The organism is Candidatus Njordibacter sp. Uisw_058 (assembly GCF_047730065.1).
Classification (GTDB): Bacteria; Pseudomonadota; Gammaproteobacteria; order Pseudomonadales; family Balneatricaceae; genus Njordibacter.
On the sequence record NZ_CP159829.1, the window covers coordinates 1,451,546 to 1,472,932 of the forward strand.

The window sequence follows — 21,387 nt, forward strand, 5'->3', positions numbered from 1 at the left end:
TTCACCCTAGGAATACTCCATGTTAGACCAAAAATTGGTTCGAAATAACCTTCAAGAAGTGGCTGATAAGTTAATTAAAAAGGGCTTTCAACTTGATGTAGCTAAACTAAACAGTTTAGAGGAATCTCGTAAACAGCTACAAATTGATACGGAAAACTTACAAAGTGAGCGTAATTCCAAGTCTAAAGAAATTGGTAAGCTAAAAGCCCAAGGTGAAGATACAACAGGGGTTATGGCGGCAGTAAGTGCCTTTGGCACCCAATTAGATGCTAAAAAAATCGAACTGAAGGAAGTCCAAGATCGCCTTAACATTATGTTAATGGAAATACCCAATATTCCCCATGAGAGTGTTCCTCCTGGAGCAGATGAGGAAGATAACCAAGAAGTTTTAACCTGGGGCCAAAAGCCAAGCTTTAATTTTACCGTAAAAGATCATGTTGATTTAGGCGAGGGTTTAGGTGGACTAGATTTTGGTGCGGCTATTAAAGTCACAGGAGCCCGTTTCATGGTGCTTAAAGGGCCACTAGCCCGTCTGCATCGAGCCTTAATTCAATTCATGCTCAATAGCCACATTCATGAACATGACTATGAAGAGGTTTACGTTCCCTACTTAGTCAATGCAGATTCTTTAAGGGGTACTGGACAACTGCCAAAATTTGAAGAAGATTTGTTTAAAGTTCCGGGAGAGCGGGATTTGTATCTCATCCCCACAGCTGAGGTTCCAGTCACTAATCTAGTACGTGGCGAAATAGTAGATGCAAACAAGTTACCATTACGTTTCACTTGCCATACACCATGCTTTCGCAGTGAAGCTGGCAGTCATGGACGAGATACCCGCGGATTAGTCCGACAGCATCAATTTGAAAAGGTAGAAATGGTACAAATGGTTAGACCAAGTGAGTCCACAGTTGCCTTAGAAGAGCTCACAGGCCATGCAGAAAACATATTGAAAAGCCTTGGTTTAGCTTACCGTAAAGTCATTTTATGCGGTGGTGATTTAGGATTTTCAGCGATCAAAACATACGATTTAGAAGTATGGCTGCCTGGCCAAGATAAATACCGCGAAATTTCTTCATGTTCTAACATGGGCGACTTCCAAGCACGCAGAATGCAGGCTCGATGGCGCAATCCAGAGACTGGAAAACCAGAGTTATTGCACACGCTCAATGGGTCTGGGTTAGCTGTAGGGCGCACTTTATTGGCCATTTTAGAAAACTATCAGCAAGCAGATGGTAGTGTTCTTGTGCCAGAAGCATTGGCCCCCTATATGGGTGGGCTGAGTGTGCTTGTGCCTGCAGGCTAACTTTAGGCCATTAGTTGACGCTAAGAAGGCCCTTAAAGGCAGTTTGTGGGTCGAGGTAGGCCTGCTATTTTAGCCACTAATTTTGCAGGGCTACCCGGAAACAGGGTTAACAAATGAATACTGTTACCTTTATCTATACTGACATTTTGTTGGACAATTTTAACTAAAATACGCATAGCAGGAGAAATGCCCGTATTTGCATAAAAAACCCGCAGGGCATTGATGACTTCCCAGTGTTCTACTTTTAAGGTGATATTCTCGCTCTGGGCTAACCACTGGGCAACCTCAGGAGTCCAGTCATTGAGGTGTTTTAAATAACCCTCCTTATCTGTTTCTAATTGCATATCACCAACTTACAGAAGTAGGGTAGAGTGTCGTTAAACTGACTAAGTCTGACATCTCAATAAACTGCACCTGATCATTCTTATCCTCCGTCAGTCCTCGCTCATGGCCATGCTGTGCTAAAACGTAGACAGATCGCACAGAAAATTCCGTGAGGTGTTTGCTAAGTAGCACATAAACACCATCGTCTATAAACGCATAACCATCCTCAGCACCGCTTCGATCAACTAGCTTAGAAAGTTCATCAGCGTTAAGGTGGCGGGCAATGATATGCAAGATAGCCATGGTTAAAATACCAAATGTTGATCGTATTGAGCGTATAAAGAAGCTACTTTAGAGCGATCTATTACCGTGACTGTCTGGCTTAGATCAGTAGCCAAAAGGCCGAACTGCTCGAGGGACTGTTGTTCTACCCATAGTTGGTGAATGTCATACATTTCTAGGGCACAAAGAATTTTTCCAATATGCTTATAGGAAGAGGGGAGATTGCTGGTAGGTAACAGCTGTAACACGCCTTCATCAATGAACAAGATGCCAGGGGATTGTTCAAAAGCAGCCAACACTAAAGCCACATCTAAGGATTCCTTAGCGGCTTGAAGGCCATAAGGAGTAGACCTTAGGGTCATTAAACACGCCATGAGCTATCCTCCAAAACTAACTAACCTATCACACTCTGCAGAAGCAGCGGCAAACTGTCCAAGTCCCACTAGGGTAAAACGAGCAGCCAAATTATCGCCTCTGAGTTCGTAACGATTGGCTTCTTGCTGATCGACGATGCCCGCTTGAAGGGCAGCAGCGATGCACACCCCAAGCTCAAGATCATGGTCGATGCTCAACTTCTGCCATAACGCCGTGAGGTTAGTCTCATCTTGGGGCATCACTTTGAAATCTGAAGCTAAATAGACAGCCTGTTGATAAAAGAACACCCTTATTACTTGATGTCCTTGTAGCAATAGTTCCTTAGTGAAGCAAAACGCAGACAAGGCTTGGCTTTGTTGATCAGCACCACAGCGCACAACAATGGTATAGGTTAAAGACCCTGTATTGGGAGCAGAAGATTTTACTGTTGTTAAATCAGGCATATACAAAAACCCCGCCAAAAGGCGGGGTTCCACGATCAGTTAACAAACCAAGCTGATTAATCATCGCCACTCAAGGCACCCGTCAGATGCAACAACATCATAAACAAGTTATAAATATTGAGGTATAAGCTGACAGTCATCATGACGTAGTTGGTTTCACCGCCATTCACCATGCGGCTAGTGTCGTATAATATAAAACCAGAAAAGACTAGAACGCCAACTGCACTAATCGCTAGAGATAACGCCGGAATGGCAAAGAAAATATTAGCCAATGAGGCGATGATCACAAGGATCAAACCAATCATCAAAAAACCACCCATAAAGCTGAAGTCTTTGCGGCTCGAAATGGCATAGGCAGACAAGCCCAAGAAGGTAATACCGGTCATAGATAAGGCTGTCATCACGATGTCACCACCGTTGGCCATCCCCAAGTAGAAATTAACGATAGGGCCAGCCGTATAACCAAGAAATCCCGTAAAAAAGAATACCAGCGGGATTGATAAAGCAGAATTTCTAAATTTTTGCAGAGCAAATAATGTACCAAACAATACTACGAGTTGGATGATCCAATTCACAGGGGCTGCATTACTCGCAATGGCCATGGTTGCAGTAATGGCACTGAAAATAAGTGTCATAGAAAGTAGGGCGTAAGTGTTACGCAGTACCTTATTGGTCGCTAACGCAGATTCTTGAGCGCTGCTTGAAACTTGAATTTGATCTTGCATGTAATAAATCCTCATTAAACTGTAGGGATTATTGTAATCTAACTAGCTAGAGATACTAGTTTATTTACAAAATAATTTGTAAATATTAGCAAATACAACTACTTAATATTAGTGATAACATAATTTAATGTGAAAATCATGGGTTTGAGTAGCGCAAAGGCCCAGATGGAAGTCATGAAAACACTTTGAAGTGTTTTATTAAAAGGCTATAATCAGCCCCTTACTATACTTAAGAGTATTAAATTTAATGCCACTTTCTCATGCTCACTTCAACATTGGCCAGGTCGTACAACATAAGCATTATGGCTTTCGTGGGGTCGTTTTTGATGTCGATTTTGAGTATTCACTCGACGAGCAATGGTATCAAGCAGCCTGCAAAGCGATGGAAGGTTTAGGTCAACCACCCATTGCAAAGAACCAACCGTTTTATCATTTGTTAACAGATGGAAGTGTCCACGAGTCCTACGTATCGCAACAGAACTTATGCGCAGCAATGGATGTGGCGCCAGTGCAGCACGCAGGCCTAGAAGCATTATTTACCATCACCAATGGCCAATATATACATCGATACAGTGTTAATTAGGCATCTTGTAGACAGAGTAATTTAACTAAACAAGCCATTGTAAAGTTACATTAGGGTCAGTTTGGTTGAGTTTAATGCAGACTGTCCAAAGCTAATTAATTAAAGATAACTAAAAGACACTATTTAAAACCAACTTTAGTTGGTTTTTTTATGGGTTAAAATTAATGCGCCTGACCAAGTCACGAACTAACGTCTGTTGCTCACTTGATAACGCAGCCATGTTCAGTAGTAATTCGGCTTCGTCGTCATTATCAGTGTAGAAATATGGTACCGGCGCGCCAAGAGTCAAGGCTAATCGACATAAGGTTGCGTAATCAGGCACGTGCTTACCACGCTCATACTGATTCATGCGCGCGCTTGCTGATGCTTCGTCTATGCCTGCTGCAATGCCCAAGCTACGTTGTGAAAGGTTCAGCTTGAGACGTGCAGCCTTAAGGCGGCGTGGCACAGGACAGGACAGTGGGTCATGCACAAGGTTTTGAATAGGTTTAACCACAATAGCTAATTAGAACGTAACAGTGGACAAGTGGGGTAAGTATACCGAGGGAGCCGTTTATAATCTATATTTAACTTCGCATAATGTATATTATGTTAAATTATGGAAGTATATAAATTACCCCACAATAAACGGTAACAATATTGGCTAGTTATTCGAAGCCATCAGCTCTATACTGTACGCACATACAGTAGATCATATTATGGATAAACCATGACAATTCGCACAGTACATCAGGTCATTAACAAGTCAGGCACAGTAATTGGAGAATTCATGGATATTAAATTAGCGAAGGATTTAGACAACCGCACCGATGTCCTTTATTTTATCGCTGATCTAATCGAAAGCGCTGGCATCGATGAAACCACTGCAGAAAAAGTTGCTGATGTCATGCTTGAAGACAACACTCGTAAACAACTCCTAAACCAACTAAAATCAGTAAAAGACCTACCCTCTATGAGCTCAGAGACTTAAGACTAGTGCCACAGCAACGACAGCAATTTATAAATTGGGCCTTATTGGTATCCCTTGTGGCTTTATGGGGCACTTCTTTTTTAGGCATAAAAATAAGTCTTCGCTCATTCACTCCTGATCAAGTCGTGGTATTAAGGCTTTCCATTGGCGCTATCGTGCTCATTGTGTTTATGCTAGCCCGTGGAAAAATGTTACCTAAAAAACCCATTGCATGGGCACACTTTATGCTCCTGGGACTGGTTGGCAATGTGTTACCATTTTGGTTGATTGCTAAGGGGCAAATGTTTGTTACTTCAGGTATGGCTGGGCTTTTGATGGCAATCATGCCTTTGATGACATTAATTTTAGCCCATTTTTTTATTGCTGGTGAAAACCTTAATCGCAACAAATTATTGGGTTTTGTATTTGGAATTTCTGGCATCACATTAATACTAGGGCCCACAATTTTGGGATCTGAAAACAGTCTGTTAGGCTGCTTATTAGTTCTATCAGCAGCCGTTCTGTACGCCACGAACACGATTATTGCTCGACGCTTACCCACTTATAGCTCTGCGGTGGTAAGCACAGGTGTCACTATCTGTGCGGCGGTAATCAGCTTCATGATCTGGCCTTCGGTGCTCACTATTGATTGGCCACAAGTGTCAAACTTAGCTTTGGTCACGATTATTTGGCTTGGAGTTTTTCCTACGGGTGTGGCTGCTATTATTTTCTTTGTTCTTATACGGCGGGCTGGACCGACTTTTTTGTCTAATATCAACTACCTTATTCCTCTAGTGGCTTATTTTACAGGCGCGTTAGTACTAGGAGAACTGATAGTTTGGCACGATATGATAGCCTTGGCTGCTATTCTGTTTGGCATTGCGGTGAGTCGACGCTCTGTGCGTAATAGATCGGTCAATATAGAATCATAACCTCAATTCTTAACCTCAATTCTTAACAATGCCCTGTAGTATTGCAAACTGAACGATACTAAAACTTGTTTCAAGCTTCAGCTTTTTCATGATATTAGATCGATGAGAATGTATAGTTTTATGACTTAAGTTCATATCGTGGCCGATTTCTATAGCTGTGCGCCCTTCTGCTAACAACGAAAATACTTGAAACTCCCTTGGAGTTAACTTATTGATTGCGGCTTCGTCGTTACCGGGCGTTTTATTGATTTCACGCATCACCTGATTAGTGACAAAAGTCTCTCCCCTGTAGACCTTACGAATAGCTTGAATGAGTTCTTGTGGCGCACAACGCTTACTCAAATAGCCTTGTGCACCCGCTGCTAAAACACGAGAAGGAAAAGGCTCTGTTTCATGCACTGTTAGGGCAATTATTTTTTCTTTAACGTTGCGTTTACGTAAGCGCCCTATGGCTTCTAAGCCGCCAGTACCAGGCATGTTAATGTCCATGATAATGATATCAGGCCTTAAATCGTTTACCAATTGATAGGATTCTTCACCACTTTGAGCTTCTGCCAGAACTCTAACATCACTAGTAGTTTCAATTAAACGTCGGAACCCGACCCGGACGATTTGATGATCATCAACTAACAATACCGTAATTGGCTTTGACTTTGACATATATTTATAATGACCCAAATCCTAGCTGCTCTGCAGTAGTCTTTAAAATTTGATTTAAATCTGCAAACAGATTTGCTTACAGCAAGATTTCAAAGAATTAGTTTGGGCCGTTAGAATCATTGCCTGCTGTTTTTAACATCTGATTTAGTATATTAATTTTAAAACCGACGAAAGCTATAAAAGACTGCGGATACTGCGGGTTAGTAACACTCATATGATCAGTGTGCAAAATGTGCCATTTGTAGCAAGATTCGCTCATCCACTTTAGGGCACGAACTTGTCTATTTTTGAGATTGACTACTAGAATGCCCATGTTATTTCTGCCTTTTCTTTCCAATAAGAAAGTATTGGAGAACGGTCAAATTAACTGATGTGTGCGTGAGAAGCAACAAAGAATATTTATTAATGAGATCAGTGAGATTTAATTTAGTTGGATTTAGTTTTAGTTTAACAAAGAAACTAATAATCGATTTGATTGCATTTTTCCTGTATAGCCGACGGACTGGACAACACCTATATGGCCACATCAAACAACTTAGCTATTTCCAAAAACGCACTTAGGCGTTTGCTTACATGTCCTTTTTGAGGTGCGACCATGCAGCGCTTAAGTACAACATCATAGACCATAGCGTCAAAGCCGCAGCAGCATACAGCATGACTAAGCCGAGGGTGGCAATGAGTGTTCCAGGTGGCGTAGCAAGTAAAAATACAATAGAGCCCATTTGCATAGTGGTTTTGACTTTACCAATGTAAGAGACTGCCACATGAGCCCCTTTTCCTGTTTCTGCCATCCATTCACGCAAAGCCGAAATAACAATCTCACGACTAATAATAATAATCGCTGGTACCGTTAGCCATAACTCAGAATAGGATTCAACGAGCACAACCAAGGCGACTGCTACTGTAACTTTATCTGCAACAGGATCTAAAAATGCGCCAAAGGCAGTGGTTTGATTAAGTTTTCGAGCTAAGAAACCATCTAGCCAATCGGTTGCCGCTGCCAGCATGAACAAACCAGATGCCCACAAAAATCGGCTTTCTGATGGCCAATAATAGGCGATCAAAATAAACGGAATTAACACCAAACGAAACAGCGTCAGTAAATTAGGGATATTCAACATAATCAATCGTTTGGCATAGTGGATGTGTCTGGGGTGCCATTCTAGCCTATCCGTCTTCACCCCGTAAAGAACGATAAATTGTATCGGCCATTTCTGCACTAATTCCCTTCACTTTGGTCAATTCGTCAATACTAGCCTTGGTTAAGTCCTGCATGCCACCAAAATGGCTTAATAAGGCTTGACGACGCTTTGGCCCTACCCCATCAATCTGTTGTAGATTAGATTGGGTACGTTTCTTATTTCTTCGAGCCCGATGTCCAGTAATAGCAAACCGATGGCTCTCATCCCTGATATGCTGCAATAAATGCAAGGCTGAAGAATCATCTGGTAGGGCAATCTCTTCCCCTGTCCAACCATTAAATAGCCGCTCAAAACCTGCTTTACGAGTATCTCCTTTAGCTACACCTAAGACATAAAGGTCTTGTAACTGAAGTTCAGATAACACTTGAATCGCTTGAGTGATCTGGCCCTTTCCACCATCCACAATCAACAGATCAGGCATGACTCCCTGATTTTCTTTAAGTCTGGTGTAACGTCTGGTAATCGCTTGCGACATGGCTGCATAGTCATCGCCTGGGGTAATACCCTCAATATTAAAGGTACGATAATCTGATTTTTTTGGACCACCTTGATCAAATACGACACAGGAGGCCACGGTCGCCTCACCACTAGAGTGGCTGATATCAAAGCACTCTAAACGTTCTGGCATTTGTGATAGATCCAGGGCTTCTTGCAAGGCCGCAAAACGAGATACCTGAGTTTGTTTGTTAGCGACGTAACTCAATAATGCTTGGTCTGCATTAGTTTGGGCGAGTCGAAGCCACTGTGCGCGTGGCCCCCTGACTTTACTGATCACTTTAAAACCATGCTCGGCTCGTTGAGCAATCGTTAAAGCTATGGTCTGTTGAGCTTCTTCCGCATCACTTACAAGCACCTCATCAGGAATTTCCCGATACTGGCCTGATAAGTAATACTGACCTAAAAATGCGGTCAAAATTTCTGATTTGAGTTCTTCTAAACCCATCTTTGGATAAAAGTTTTTACTGCCAATGACGCGGCCAGATCGAACCATTAATTGATGAATGCATATACCTGCCTGTGAGCCTGCTGCGGCGAATATATCTAAATTACCTCGTTTTGAAACCACATGTTGCTGCTCTTGAACCTGTCGAAGGAAACCTAATTGGTCCCTCAGTTGAGCTGCAGATTCAAATTTAAGCTGTTCAGCTGCAAGTTCCATTTTTTGACTAACTTCATCTAATAATTGTTGGTTCTTACCCTCTAGATATAAGGTAGCGTGACGCAGGTCTGCAGCATAGTCTTGCTGACTAATTTCACCTGTGCAGGGACCACTGCAGCGGCCAATTTGAAACTGTAAACAGGGGCGTTGACGGTTTGCAAAAAATGCATCTTCACATTGGCGTATGCGAAAAATACGCTGCATCAAATTAAGACTTTCCCGCACTGCTCCAGCACTGGTATATGGGCCAAAATAGCGGCCCTTGCGTTTTTTTCCTCCCCTGACGTATTGCATTGCTGGGTAATCATGTTGATCAGAGATGTAGACGTAGGGATAAGATTTATCATCTCTCAAAGAGATATTGTAGGGTGGTTTTAAACGCTTGATAAGCGTGTTTTCAAGCAGCAGTGCTTCACTTTCACTGTGGGTTAGCGTGACTTCTATAAAAACAACTTTTGACACCATCAACTGTGTTTTAGTATTGTGACTTTTACCTCTAAAATAGCTACTGACTCGGTTTTTTAGATTAACCGCTTTACCGACATAAATGACCTCATTATCAGCATCAAACATGCGGTATACACCCGGACGCAGTGGCAATTGTTTAAGATATTCTTGAATATCAAAATTTTTGGCAAGATCCTGAGTCATAGTAAATTAATTAATCCGTCTTGAGCGCTTATTTTCACTCATATGAAAGTGTGTTGCTTGCTTATAAATTTCATCAATTTGTTCATGACTTTCAGCAGTAATCCCTGCCCCATGAGATAAGGAAACTTCTAAATAAACACCTATCTCCGCATAATAGTATAAACGCGCATTAAAGGACTGCGCTCGGCGCATTTTATTAAAAGCGATTTGAGCACCGTTTACTATAATATGGTTGATATCTGTATTCATAATTCAACACAACAGCTTACCTAATGTAATCGTTCATTCTACCTTATCTACCATCCGCCTACTCCCCATAAGTTAGTAAAATTCAATATTCTACCAATCATTCTTTTGCGTTATACTGACTCACTTTTGCAAGGCATAAATATGACAATCACATACGCACAAGCGATTTCCGTGCATGAACAAGCCGATTTATTAGTCAGCGGTGAAACCATAGCTAAGAGTATTGAGACCATGGCAGCAGACATTACTGCGACCTTGTCTAAAGAAATGCCTTTAGTGTTGTGCGTGCTCAATGGGGGATTGATCCCCATGGCGCAGCTTCTACTAAAATTACAATTTCCCTTAGAAACCGACTACCTGCACGCTACACGCTATGGCAAAAAAACAGTTGGTACTAATCTGTCATGGCTAGCCCGCCCCAGTATCGATATTAATAACCGGACTGTGCTTGTCGTTGATGATATTTATGACGAAGGCCATACACTTGCGGCGATTTGTGAGTATTTGAAAGAAGCAGGTGCTAAAAAAGTATATGCGGCGGCGCTATTAAATAAAGTTCATGATCGCAAAGTAGACTATGTGCCAGATTTTATTGGCTTAGACGTAGAAGATCGCTTTGTTTACGGCTTTGGCATGGACTACCAAGGCTATTTCCGTAACGTTGATGGTATTTATGCCGTTAAGGATATGTAAAGAACAGGGTAAGACATAAAAAAAGCAGCTTTGGCTGCTTTTTTTTCAAACAATTAACCCATAATGGGGTTAGAACGTTTCTATGACCGCTTGAGTATTTAACGATCCTTCAAGCAACTTAATGTCAGCCTGACCTTGCAGGCGAGTTAAAGCCACAGATAAAGCTAGGCGCTGCTCTGATGTTTGTTCGTCAGGGTTAGCATCCGTCACACTTTGCACTTGAATAATGCTCACATCTCCTGTGAAGCTAGGTGCGATGCCGTAGCTTACGCCAGCATCAGCGCGGGGCAAGCCAAATGCTGATTGAACTAATAAGCTGCTCATTTGATCAGAACTGCGAGCAACATCATTAAACTGTTGCCATATTAACCCTTCAGTAATGGCTACAGAGGCCATATCAGTTCCATTTTTTAGTTCTTCAACGTAGGCTTTTACTTTGGTGTCCAAAGCTTCTGAGGCCTTTCTAGAGACCAACTGCTGGGTAATACTATCCTCAACATCTGCCATCGGCTGTTGCGCTGATTCATTGTGTTGGTTGACTCTAATCACAACCAGTTTATCCGAAGATAATTCTAGTACGTTAGAGTTATTACCTTGTACCAATACATCATCCGCAAAAGCAGCACTCACGACGCGCTCATGGCTAGCAATCCCTTCGCCCCCTTGGCGTCCAAATAACTTACTCGTTTGCACACTCAATCCAAGCGCATCCGCCACTTCTAATAGGTCTGGAGAAGAAAAAGCAATGTCTGCCATTTCCTCACTCGCAGCAACGAATAAATTTTCAGCGCCAGACTGCTTTAATACTAAACTAAGCGACTGTTCCTGCTCTTCAAAACTTGGCTGAGCACTGACATCTTGGGCTTGGGCATAGAGGATTTGAACACCAAACTCTGTCACTGTGGGAACACTGTAAGTACCTGGTTGTAGTTCAAAAAGTGCACTGTCAAAAGCTTCACCAAACTCACCTTGGGCCAATAAACCAATATATCCACCATCAGCAGAGGTACTGGCATCTTCAGAAAACTTTTGAGCTGCACTGGTAAAATCTAGCCCTTGTTCAAGTTGATTATAGGCCACCTCTGCCAACTTTAACGCTTGGTCTTCAGTTTGAGAGTCGTTCACCAAAAACAGAATATGTGACGCTTCAATATCAGTTTGTTCTGATGCGAGTTGCTGAGCGTCAAGATAAGCTTTTCTTAGGTCGTCCTGTGTGACTTCGACTTGGTCATAAAAGTCACTCTTATTCAATTCCACAAAACTAACGCTAAGGTTTTCAGCTGTCATAAACCTCAATTTGTTCGCTGCATAATAGGTTTCAATTTCTTGTGAATCCAAGGAAACCGTTACTTTTTCTGCCGCGATGGGCAGGGTTAAAACTGCTACATTACGCGTCTGACCATCAAGACTTGCTACCAGATCAGCATCAGCTTCAAGTGTAAACGCACTCGCCGCTATAGCTTGTTGTACCTGGCTTATCAAACTGCCCCGCCTTAATTGTTGCCGATAAGTAGTGGGTGTTAAACCGAAATTTCTCAACAATGACTCAAATAGCTCTCGATTAAACACGCCATTAACTTGAAAGTCTTCGGATTGGACAATCATTTGATCAACGGCTGCATCCGATAAAGCAATTGCATTATTCTGGGTGTACTGAAGCATCACCCGTTGACCAATCAGTTGCTGCAAAGCAGCAGATTGGATGGCTTGCTGGTTGAGGGTAACAGGATCAATATCTGGATTACTTGCTAAGATTTGTCGACGCTGTAGTTCTGAGGTCTGAAGCAATTCTTGCAAACTGATCTCTTCACCGTTGACTTCTGCAGGCGCACTATTGTCAGATGAAACAGTCCATAGGGCATCTGCGCCCCATATTACAAAGGTAAAGGCAATAAGACTTACCAAAATTTTGGATACGATACCTTTTGAATTATCCCGAATATTTTGTAGCATGGTAGGTGACTTCTATAGCCTTGAAGGCTGTTTATTAAGGTTCTACAAACACAAAACGCATTCAAAAGAATGCGTTTTTCTAAACTAATGGACCAAAGTTATTAAGTTAAAAATAATGAGTCCATGTAGTGCAGTATTCTGTCTTAGTTATTGACCGCATCTTTCAAAGCTTTACCAGCTTTAAAGCTAGGAATGTTAGCAGCAGCAATTTGAATGGCAGCACCAGTTTGTGGATTACGACCTGTGCGAGCGGCGCGAGCTTTAACAGAGAAGGTACCAAAACCCACTAAAGAAACAGATTCACCATCTTTAAGAGCGCCTGTAACAGCACCGATAACGGCATCTAGAGCACGACCAGCAGCAGCCTTTGAAAGATCAGCATCCGCTGTAATGGCTTCAATCAGTTCAGATTTATTCACTTTAATCCCCTTTTGTTTTAAAAAACTTTAATGACCTGCTCCAGCAGGTCTTTTTTTCTTATGATGTACTATTTCAGCCCAAATAACCGAAGTACAATTTATACCAACTTGTTCAAACCCTTGTCAAGGAAGGCTTTGAATTTAATCTAAAGAACATGCTAATGGGTACTGACAGCTCCATTCCCTGACACTTCCTTTACACTATCACCACCCAATTCACCTTCGTCTACTAAAAGTGCGGTAGGCGGGAATTGTAAAGCTAAATCTAGTACTTCGTCTATCCATTTAACAGGTTTTATGGATAAATCTGCTTTTATATTATCAGGAATCTCTTTTAAATCCCTCTCGTTCTCTTCTGGAATGATAATTGTCTTAATTCCACCCCTGTGAGCAGCCAAAAGTTTTTCTTTCAAACCTCCGATAGGCAACACCTGTCCGCGCAAAGTAATCTCGCCAGTCATAGCGACATCTGCACGCACAGGAATACCAGTAAGGACAGATACCAACGCCGTACACATTCCCACACCTGCACTTGGACCATCTTTAGGTGTGGCCCCTTCAGGCACATGAATATGTATATCAGTCTTCTCATGAAAATCTGTTTTGATGCCTAAACCAGATGCCCTTCCACGCACCACCGTTAAGGCGGCCTGAATCGACTCTTGCATCACATCACCTAGAGATCCAGTTTTTACTAAACGGCCCTTACCCGGCACTACAGCCGACTCAATGGTCAAAATATCACCACCTACAGACGTCCAGGCTAAACCATTAACATGACCAACCCGATCATCAACATCTGCCTGCCCAAAGCTATGCTTGCGCACCCCGGAGTAAAGCTCCAAATTATCTGCATTAACTTCCTTAGAAGGGCTGTCATTAGCCGTTGTATAGCCTGATAAAAGGTGTTCTTTGACCACTTTCCGACAGATCTTAGCGATCTCACGCTCTAAGCTACGCACCCCAGCTTCGCGAGTGTAATAGCGGATCAGATCAACAATAGCATCATCTTTTAAGGCCAACTCTGTTGGAGATAAGCCGTTCGCTGCGAGTTGTTTAGTGAGTAAATAACGCTTTGCTATACTTAACTTTTCATCTTCTGTGTAGCCTGGAATTCTTATGATTTCCATGCGGTCCAATAACGGCCCCGGTATGTTCATGGTATTCGCAGTACAAACAAACATGACACTGGAGAGGTCATAATCGACCTCTAAATAATGATCATTAAAGGTGTTATTTTGTTCTGGGTCTAACACTTCTAGCAAAGCAGAGGCTGGGTCTCCCCTGCTATCCATGCCCATTTTATCGATTTCATCCAATAAGAATAATGGGTTTGCAACACCGACCTTGGACATTTTTTGAACTAACTTACCCGGCAAAGACCCAATATAGGTGCGTCGGTGACCACGAATTTCGGCCTCATCTCGAACACCACCTAAGGCCATACGCACATACTGGCGCCCCGTCGCTCTAGCTATGGATTTTCCCAGAGACGTTTTACCTACACCAGGAGGCCCAACCAAGCAGAGAATAGAGCCTTTAACTTTTTTAACCCGTTGCTGCACTGCTAAATATTCAAGAATCCGTTCTTTGACTTCAGACAAACCGTAGTGATCCTCTTCTAAGACCGACGTTGCCTTAGCTAAATCATGTTTCAGGCGACTCTTCTTCTTCCATGGAATAGTCACCATCCAATCAATATAACTTCTCACTACCGTCGCTTCAGCAGACATGGGTGGCATATTTTTAAGCTTATTTAGCTCATTTTGTGACTTTTCTTTTGCTTCAGCAGGCATACCAGCTGCGTTAATTTTATTTTGTAGCTCTTCTAAATCATTCGGAGCAGCATCATCAATATCACCAAGTTCTTTTTGTATGGCTTTAATTTGCTCATTCAAATAATATTCACGCTGGCTCTTTTCCATCTGTTTCTTAACTCTGCCCCGAATGCGCTTTTCTACCTTGACTAGATCAATCTCACCTTCCATTTGCCCCATTAAGCGTTCAAGTCTCTGAGTCAGGTCACCCATTTCTAAAAGGTTTTGCTTCTCTTCAAGTTTCAAGTTCATCTGTGATGCAATGGTGTCAGCCAGACGGCTTGGGTCATCGATATTAGTGATGGATGACATGACGTCACTTGATATCTTTTTACTCAGCTTTACATACTGCTCAAACTGAGCCATTAAAGTATGCGCTAACGCCTTGCGCTCACCTTCTGAAGGCTCAGCATCATCAATAGTCAATACAGTCGCAGTGAAGAAACCTTCAGTTTCATCCACCTGCTCAATCTTTACACGTTGCTCGCCTTCTACTAAAACCTTCACTGTTCCGTCTGGGAGCTTTAATAATTGTAAAATACGCGCGGACGTCCCAACTTCAAATAAGTCTTCTACTTTAGGGTCGTCTACAGTGGCACTTTTTTGCGCAACCACAACAATCGCCTTATCAGCGGCCATAGCATACTCTAATGCATCAATTGAATTCTGGCGACCCACAAAAAGAGGAATAACCATGTGTGGGTAAACCACAACATCACGCAATGGAATAAGAGGAAGAGACTGAGTCATAAAAGATCCTATGGGCAAACGTTAAAGCCGTTTGCGAATTTTCGATATGCTTTAATAAATGAGGACAAGCCTTAGAAATACAAGCCTTGAACTAAAATGAAACCAAAAAAACCACCCTAAGGTGGTTTTTTTCAGTTCTCAAATAATCATTACTCGTCTGATGCTGCGTGCTGAAGTTCGGCACTGTCTAAAACAACCAATGGCTCACTCTCACCGGTGATACATTGCTCATTCACAACCACCTTCACAGCATTGGCTTGATCTGGTAACTCGTACATTGTAGGCAAGAGCACAGATTCTAGGATTGAACGCAAACCCCTAGCTCCAGTCTTACGTTCCATGGCTTTTTGAGCCACTGCTCTAAGAGCCTCAGGTCGGAATTCAATTTCGACATTTTCCATTTCAAATAACTTATGATACTGCTTAGTTAAGGAATTCTTAGGCTCTGTTAGGATTTGAACCAGAGTTTCAGAGTCTAATTCCTCTAGCGTAGCAATCATGGGTAGCCGACCAACAAATTCAGGTATCAAGCCAAATTTGACTAAGTCTTCTGCTTCAACCGAATGTAATAATTGACCCAAATCTTTACTATCGTCCTTACTCTTTACAGTCGCCGAAAAGCCAATACTGCTTTTCTCTGTACGATCACGAATGACTTGATCTAGGCCAGCAAATGCACCCCCGCAAACGAAAAGGATATTACTAGTATCAACCTGCAAGAATTCTTGCTGAGGGTGTTTGCGACCACCTTGGGGTGGGACCGAAGCTACGGTCCCCTCGATCAGCTTCAACAAAGCCTGTTGCACACCCTCGCCTGACACGTCCCTAGTAATCGATGGGTTGTCAGATTTTCTAGAAATCTTATCTATTTCATCAATGTAAACAATGCCACGCTGAGCTTTCTCAACATCATAATCACATTTCTGGAGTAACTTTTGAATAATATTTTCGACGTCTTCTCCCACATACCCAGCCTCAGTCAACGTGGTCGCATCAGCAATGGTAAATGGCACATTTAATAAGCGGGCTAAAGTCTCAGCTAACAGAGTCTTACCACTGCCAGTAGGTCCTATGAGTAGAATATTACTCTTACCTAACTCGACATCGTCTTTGCCACTGATATAGTTTAAACGCTTATAATGGTTATAAACGGCAACGGCCAGCACCATCTTCGCTCTAGGTTGGCCAATGACATATTCTTCCAAGGCCGCTCTAATTTCTTTGGGCGTTGGCAAATAATCTTCAGATTCTGGTTGTTCTTGATCTAATATTTCTTCCCGAATAATGTCGTTGCACAAGTCAACACATTCATCACAGATGAAAACTGAAGGTCCAGCAATTAGTTTGCGCACATCATTTTGGCTTTTACCACAAAAGGAGCAGTAAAGTATTTTGCCACCATCTTCTCCAGATCCGTCTTTGTCTATGCTCATATCATTACCAATATTGGAAGCCTAAAATAAATCTTAGACTAAAATTATTCTTTACTCACTTTATTATCGGCCAATGGTGACTAATGTTTAGCCCTCAGTATAGCCTGCTGCTGCAGAGTTTTAAACTGGACGCTTCTCTAATACTGTATCAATGAGTCCATAATCGACCGCTTGCTTGCCTTCCATGAAGTTATCACGATCAGTATCAGCGGCTATAGTGTCTAGTTTTTGACCCGTATGTGTGGCCATAATCCGATTCAGTTTGTCACGAATGTTTAATATTTCTTTCGTGTGAATTTCGATGTCTGTGGCTTGACCCTGATAACCACCCAAAGGCTGATGGATCATCATGCGTGAGTTTGGTAGACAAAAACGCTTACCTTCTGCGCCACCCGTTAATAGCAAAGCACCCATACTTGCCGCTTGACCAATACACATGGTACTTACATCAGGTTTAATAAACTGCATCGTGTCATAAATCGACATGCCAGCAGTCACAGAACCACCTGGTGAGTTGATATACAAATGAATGTCTTTATCTGGATTCTCAGCTTCCAAAAATAACAACTGAGCCACCACTAGATTGGCCATATGATCTTCAACCTGGCCCACTAAAAAAATAACACGTTCTTTAAGAAGACGTGAGTAAATGTCATAAGAACGTTCACCACGGGAAGTCTGTTCAACTACCATTGGCACTAGTGCACTTAATTCAGGGCTTAATTGACCCGCTTGTGAAGGAAAGGAAAAACTCATTGTCACTAAAACTCCAATACATAAAGACGTTACAAACCACTATATTGTGGCGTTTTTAACAAATGCCAAGACCTACACTAAGAAAAAGACCAAATTAATCATTTAATATACAAAAAAAACGGCATGAATTACAACAAAGTAACTCATACCGTTGATCTGTTCAAGCCCCATTAAGATCTATTAATACCGCAACAGGTACCGAAGCGCATTAAGCTTCTTGGCTTGGCTCTTCTTCATCGCCAGTGACGTCTTTGGCCTCTGGTTCAACCGCTGTTTTGTAATCAACCACAACGTCATTGACGCTAGCCGCCGATAACAAGTGCTCAACCACTTGGTCTTCGAGTACCACACCATCTAACTGACCCCGTTGCTCAGCGTTATTCATGTAGTAATCAATAAACTCTTGCGGATCTTGGTAACCTTCTGCCATCTCTTGCACCAAGGTCTTTACTTTGACTTCATCAGCTTTGAAGTCATTCTGCTGGATGATTTCAGCTGCCAACAAGCCAATTTTTACTCTCTTGTCAGCTTGGTCTTGGAACATTTCATCTGGCAAGATACTTGGATCTAGATTTTCATTACCACCGCCAAACTGTTGCAGTGCTTGTTGCTTTAAGCGCCCCAACTCCTCAGTCACCAAGGCTTTTGGCACGTCAAACGTATTTAATGCTAAATAGGCGTTTAACAAGCCATTTTTAAGCTTCGCTTTAAGAGCTTGGTTCAATTCGCGATTCATATTGGAGCGAATTTCCGCACGAAAACCTGCTTCGCCCTCTTCTTTTGGATTAAATCGAGCGAAAAACTCTTCGTTTAGTTCAGGCTTTGTTGCTTCACTAACCGTGTTAACCTTAATGGTGAACGTAGCTTCTTTACCTGCTAATTCAACCGCGTTGTAATCTTTTGGGAAGGTCACAGTGATATCTTTGTCTTGACCGGCTTCCATACCTAAAATGCCATCTTCAAAACCTGGGATCATGCTGTTAGATCCAAGCACTAAATCATGACCTTGAGCTGCACCACCGTCAAAGGCTTCACCGTCAAGGTAACCTTCAAAATCAAGATTAATTTGATCCGTATCTGCTGCTGCTCGCAACACTTCGGTCCACTGGGTTTGCTGGTTTAAAAGAACATCGATCATCGTGTCCACATCAGCATCTTCAATATTAGATGTCATCCGATCAACAGCTATACCTGCCGCATCCACTAACTTAATTTCTGGATACACTTCTACTATGGCCGTGTACACAAATTCACCTTCACCTTTATCTTGTTCAGGCTCAATGTGGGGCATGCCTGCAGGCTTAAGGTTTTCTTTTTGCATTGCTTCAAAGTAACTAGATTGGATCACGTCACCCAAAACGTCTTGGCGGATGCTTGCACCGTAACGCTTTTTGACGACCTTAGTAGGTACTTTACCCGGACGGAATCCATCAATCCGGATAGTTTTAGCGGTTTCGTTAACCTTTTTATCTACCGCAGTATCCACTTGCTCCGCAGGTACTGTGATGGTTAAACGTCGTTCGATGCTTGTAGTCGCTTCAACTGAAACTTGCATTTAAATGCCTCATTAATTATCAAATGAACATGCCCTTGACTAGGCTGGTTCTACTAAATTCTTGCCTAACCAACGCCTTTGCAGGCCATTACCAACAACTTGGTAATTTTAGACGAAATCAAAAGACAGAATTTTCCGTATTTAGCGGCTATTAGTCAAGCTATAAGCACTACAGGTTGCTTATTTTGCCAAAAAAAAGCGCCTCCTATTTAGAGACGCTCTATATTTATCATAAAATTGGCCTAACTAGTCGCAGATAGTTACGCTACTAATTGCGCAGTCACATCTGTCACCACTGTCTCTGGGGGCACATAATCATAGCCCAAAGCCTCTGCCACATGCTTATTGGTCACCTTACCTGCATGCACATTTAACCCAGCTAAAAAGTGCACATCTTGCTGCAGGGCTTTTTTCCAGCCTACATTTGCCAATTTCATAATGTACGGCAAGGTGGCATTGTTAAGGGCGTACGTAGATGTCATTGCCACACCACCTGGCATATTAGCCACACAGTAATGCACTACACCATCCACGACATACGTAGGGTCTTCATGTGTAGTGGCTTTAGAAGTCGCAAAGCACCCGCCTTGATCAATAGCCACATCAACCAGCACAGAGCCCATCTTCATAGCTTTTACCATAGCTTCTGTGACTAATTTAGGCGCGGCTGCACCTGGAATTAATACGCCACCAATCACTAGGTCTGCATCCAACACATACTCTTCAAGACTATCTTGGGTCGAGTACACTGTTTTTACGGCGCCATTAAATTCTTTATCTAATCGCGCTAAAGCTTGGGTAGAACGATCGAGCACTGTCACCTGAGCTCTGGCTCCCAGTGCCATTTGAGCCGCATTAGAACCTACCACACCACCCCCTATGATGACCACTTTAGCAGGAGCAACACCCGGTACTCCTCCAAGTAACATGCCACGCCCACCTTGGGCTTTTTCTAAAACATGGGCTCCTGCCTGAATGGACATGCGACCTGCTACTTCAGACATAGGAGCCAATAATGGTAATCCACCCTGGGCAGAGGTTATGGTCTCGTAGGCAATACAAGTTGCACCAGAAGCAATTAAATCATGCGTCTGCTCGGCATCTGGAGCCAAGTGGAGGTAGGTAAAAAGTAACTGCTGTGGGCGTAGCATAGCGCGCTCAGCAGCCTGAGGCTCCTTGACCTTAACAATCATCTCGGCCCGAGCATAAATCTCTGACGCACTATTGACAATTTCTGCACCGGCAGCAATATAATCTTCGTCACTGGAACCAATGCCATTTCCAGCTAAGGTTTCAACCATTACAAGATGCCCAGAGTCATTTAGTTCTCTTACACTGGCCGGTGTCATGCCTACGCGATACTCATGATTTTTAATTTCTTTAGGTACACCAATTAACATTATACAACTCCTTTAATGAACGCTTAATTAAATTAAATTAAAACTAGAGATAAAACTAATAATGTTATTTTAATACTGTTATTACAGCATTATCTTGCTATATTCGTATATACTTCTTAAATTACCGCATTTAATTTCAATAAAAGGCTTTATAATGCAACTTAATTCAAGCGCCCTCATAGAAATTGATCAAGTTGATAAAAGAATCATTAATGCCCTCCAAAATAATGCACGGCTAAGTAATGTTGAACTTGCTGAACAAATTAATTTGTCACCTTCAGCCTGTCTTAGGCGCACCAAGTATCTGTTAGAAAACTCTGTGTTTGATCGCTTTGTGGGTCTACTAAATCGGGAGTTCTTTCACGTACAAGGCACCGCCTTTATCTTTATTAGTTTAGACAAGCAAAGTGAAGCGGTGTTTGCAGAGTTTGAAATTGCTGTGGCTCAACTAGAACAAGTGATGGAATGTTACCTAATGGCTGGAGATAATGATTATATGCTTAAAGTGGTGTATTCAGATGCCAAGGATTACGAAGAACTTTACTACAAGAAAATACTGCGTTTGCCAGGTGTAGTAGGCACTCAAACTCGCATGGCCTTGCGCCAAGTCCACAGCAACACTAACATTACGGTGACCTAACACGGGCATAAGCAAAGTTCACAATTTGTCGACAACATGCTGTGAATGTAAAAAACTATTTTGATTGACCACTCTGGCCAACCACATCAAGATGTGTTGACTAAGTTAACACTTAAATAATCCACTAAATTTCA

The 21,387-nt window shown here is 42.3% G+C and carries 23 protein-coding genes; 6 read left to right on the forward strand and 17 right to left on the reverse strand.

The window, feature by feature from the left end; genetic code table 11:
* The first annotated feature begins 19 nt into the window (after positions 1-19).
* The gene (gene serS / locus ABXT59_RS06755) at positions 20-1,303 is read left to right on the forward strand and encodes a serine--tRNA ligase (RefSeq protein WP_443638438.1); all 1,284 of its coding nucleotides are present in this window, start codon (positions 20-22) and stop codon (positions 1,301-1,303) included.
* Positions 1,304-1,335: 32 nt separating this feature from the next.
* Here the strand turns inward: serS and ABXT59_RS06760 are convergent, their stop codons facing one another.
* Genes ABXT59_RS06760 through ABXT59_RS06780 form a run of 5 tightly spaced genes read right to left on the reverse strand, consistent with a single transcriptional unit; the run spans position 1,336 to position 3,452 of the window.
* Positions 1,336-1,647 (reverse strand): TusE/DsrC/DsvC family sulfur relay protein, encoded by a 312-nt coding sequence (locus tag ABXT59_RS06760; protein ID WP_443638439.1) that lies wholly within the window; start codon positions 1,645-1,647, stop codon positions 1,336-1,338.
* 1 nt (position 1,648) lies between these two features.
* The gene (locus tag ABXT59_RS06765; protein WP_443638441.1) at positions 1,649-1,930 is read right to left on the reverse strand and encodes a DsrH/TusB family sulfur metabolism protein; all 282 of its coding nucleotides are present in this window, start codon (positions 1,928-1,930) and stop codon (positions 1,649-1,651) included.
* Positions 1,931-1,932: 2 nt separating this feature from the next.
* Positions 1,933-2,271 (reverse strand): DsrE family protein, encoded by a 339-nt coding sequence (locus ABXT59_RS06770; protein WP_443638443.1) that lies wholly within the window; start codon positions 2,269-2,271, stop codon positions 1,933-1,935.
* A gap of 15 nt (positions 2,272-2,286) precedes the next feature.
* On the reverse strand, positions 2,287-2,727 hold the full coding sequence (gene tusD, locus ABXT59_RS06775) for a sulfurtransferase complex subunit TusD (protein ID WP_443638445.1): 441 nt from the start codon (positions 2,725-2,727) through the stop codon (positions 2,287-2,289).
* A gap of 56 nt (positions 2,728-2,783) precedes the next feature.
* Positions 2,784-3,452: a Bax inhibitor-1/YccA family protein gene (locus ABXT59_RS06780; protein WP_443638447.1), complete on the reverse strand. Its 669-nt coding sequence runs from the start codon at positions 3,450-3,452 to the stop codon at positions 2,784-2,786.
* Positions 3,453-3,699: 247 nt separating this feature from the next.
* Between ABXT59_RS06780 and hspQ the strand changes: the two genes are divergently transcribed.
* Entirely contained in the window at positions 3,700-4,035 is a 336-nt protein-coding gene (gene hspQ, locus ABXT59_RS06785; protein ID WP_443638449.1) for a heat shock protein HspQ, read from the forward strand.
* 148 nt (positions 4,036-4,183) lie between these two features.
* Here hspQ and ABXT59_RS06790 read toward each other — a convergent pair whose 3' ends face one another.
* The gene (locus ABXT59_RS06790; protein ID WP_443638450.1) at positions 4,184-4,531 is read right to left on the reverse strand and encodes a helix-turn-helix domain-containing protein; all 348 of its coding nucleotides are present in this window, start codon (positions 4,529-4,531) and stop codon (positions 4,184-4,186) included.
* Positions 4,532-4,744: 213 nt separating this feature from the next.
* Between ABXT59_RS06790 and ABXT59_RS06795 the strand changes: the two genes are divergently transcribed.
* Both ABXT59_RS06795 and ABXT59_RS06800 read left to right on the forward strand, forming a co-directional pair.
* The gene (locus ABXT59_RS06795) at positions 4,745-5,005 is read left to right on the forward strand and encodes a hypothetical protein (protein ID WP_443638452.1); all 261 of its coding nucleotides are present in this window, start codon (positions 4,745-4,747) and stop codon (positions 5,003-5,005) included.
* A gap of 5 nt (positions 5,006-5,010) precedes the next feature.
* Positions 5,011-5,916 (forward strand): DMT family transporter, encoded by a 906-nt coding sequence (locus tag ABXT59_RS06800; RefSeq protein WP_443638453.1) that lies wholly within the window; start codon positions 5,011-5,013, stop codon positions 5,914-5,916.
* A 15-nt stretch (positions 5,917-5,931) separates the two neighbouring features.
* On the opposite strand, the gene ABXT59_RS06805 is transcribed toward ABXT59_RS06800, so the two are convergent.
* The 4 genes from ABXT59_RS06805 to ABXT59_RS06820 all read right to left on the reverse strand — a co-directional run bounded on the left by ABXT59_RS06805 (position 5,932) and on the right by ABXT59_RS06820 (position 9,837).
* A complete protein-coding gene (locus tag ABXT59_RS06805; protein ID WP_443638455.1) occupies positions 5,932-6,576 on the reverse strand; it encodes a response regulator in 645 nt (214 codons plus the stop codon).
* A gap of 569 nt (positions 6,577-7,145) precedes the next feature.
* Entirely contained in the window at positions 7,146-7,694 is a 549-nt protein-coding gene (pgsA, locus tag ABXT59_RS06810; RefSeq protein ID WP_443638576.1) for a CDP-diacylglycerol--glycerol-3-phosphate 3-phosphatidyltransferase, read from the reverse strand.
* Between the two features lie 49 nt (positions 7,695-7,743).
* On the reverse strand, positions 7,744-9,588 hold the full coding sequence (gene uvrC, locus ABXT59_RS06815; RefSeq protein ID WP_443638457.1) for an excinuclease ABC subunit UvrC: 1,845 nt from the start codon (positions 9,586-9,588) through the stop codon (positions 7,744-7,746).
* A gap of 6 nt (positions 9,589-9,594) precedes the next feature.
* Complete coding sequence (locus tag ABXT59_RS06820; RefSeq protein ID WP_443638459.1) at positions 9,595-9,837, reverse strand: excinuclease ABC subunit C; 243 nt, start codon at positions 9,835-9,837, stop codon at positions 9,595-9,597.
* A gap of 141 nt (positions 9,838-9,978) precedes the next feature.
* On the opposite strand from ABXT59_RS06820, the gene ABXT59_RS06825 reads away from it, so the two are divergent.
* Positions 9,979-10,530 carry a hypoxanthine-guanine phosphoribosyltransferase gene (locus ABXT59_RS06825; RefSeq protein WP_443638461.1) on the forward strand — a complete coding sequence of 184 codons (552 nt, stop codon included), beginning with the start codon at positions 9,979-9,981 and terminating at the stop codon, positions 10,528-10,530.
* Between the two features lie 69 nt (positions 10,531-10,599).
* On the opposite strand, the gene ABXT59_RS06830 is transcribed toward ABXT59_RS06825, so the two are convergent.
* The 7 genes from ABXT59_RS06830 to ald form a co-directional block, all read right to left on the reverse strand.
* Complete coding sequence (locus tag ABXT59_RS06830; protein WP_443638463.1) at positions 10,600-12,483, reverse strand: SurA N-terminal domain-containing protein; 1,884 nt, start codon at positions 12,481-12,483, stop codon at positions 10,600-10,602.
* 143 nt (positions 12,484-12,626) lie between these two features.
* Positions 12,627-12,902, reverse strand: a complete 276-nt coding sequence (locus ABXT59_RS06835) for an HU family DNA-binding protein (protein WP_443638465.1) — start codon at positions 12,900-12,902, stop codon at positions 12,627-12,629.
* Between the two features lie 158 nt (positions 12,903-13,060).
* Complete coding sequence (lon, locus tag ABXT59_RS06840; protein ID WP_443638467.1) at positions 13,061-15,469, reverse strand: endopeptidase La; 2,409 nt, start codon at positions 15,467-15,469, stop codon at positions 13,061-13,063.
* A gap of 149 nt (positions 15,470-15,618) precedes the next feature.
* Positions 15,619-16,902, reverse strand: a complete 1,284-nt coding sequence (clpX, locus tag ABXT59_RS06845; RefSeq protein ID WP_443638469.1) for an ATP-dependent Clp protease ATP-binding subunit ClpX — start codon at positions 16,900-16,902, stop codon at positions 15,619-15,621.
* 120 nt (positions 16,903-17,022) lie between these two features.
* The gene (gene clpP, locus ABXT59_RS06850) at positions 17,023-17,658 is read right to left on the reverse strand and encodes an ATP-dependent Clp endopeptidase proteolytic subunit ClpP (protein WP_443638471.1); all 636 of its coding nucleotides are present in this window, start codon (positions 17,656-17,658) and stop codon (positions 17,023-17,025) included.
* A 208-nt stretch (positions 17,659-17,866) separates the two neighbouring features.
* Positions 17,867-19,213 (reverse strand): trigger factor, encoded by a 1,347-nt coding sequence (gene tig, locus ABXT59_RS06855; RefSeq protein ID WP_443638473.1) that lies wholly within the window; start codon positions 19,211-19,213, stop codon positions 17,867-17,869.
* 260 nt (positions 19,214-19,473) lie between these two features.
* On the reverse strand, positions 19,474-20,613 hold the full coding sequence (gene ald, locus ABXT59_RS06860) for an alanine dehydrogenase (protein ID WP_443638475.1): 1,140 nt from the start codon (positions 20,611-20,613) through the stop codon (positions 19,474-19,476).
* Positions 20,614-20,767: 154 nt separating this feature from the next.
* Between ald and ABXT59_RS06865 the strand changes: the two genes are divergently transcribed.
* A complete protein-coding gene (locus tag ABXT59_RS06865) occupies positions 20,768-21,253 on the forward strand; it encodes an Lrp/AsnC family transcriptional regulator (RefSeq protein ID WP_443638477.1) in 486 nt (161 codons plus the stop codon).
* Positions 21,254-21,387 lie beyond the last annotated feature (134 nt).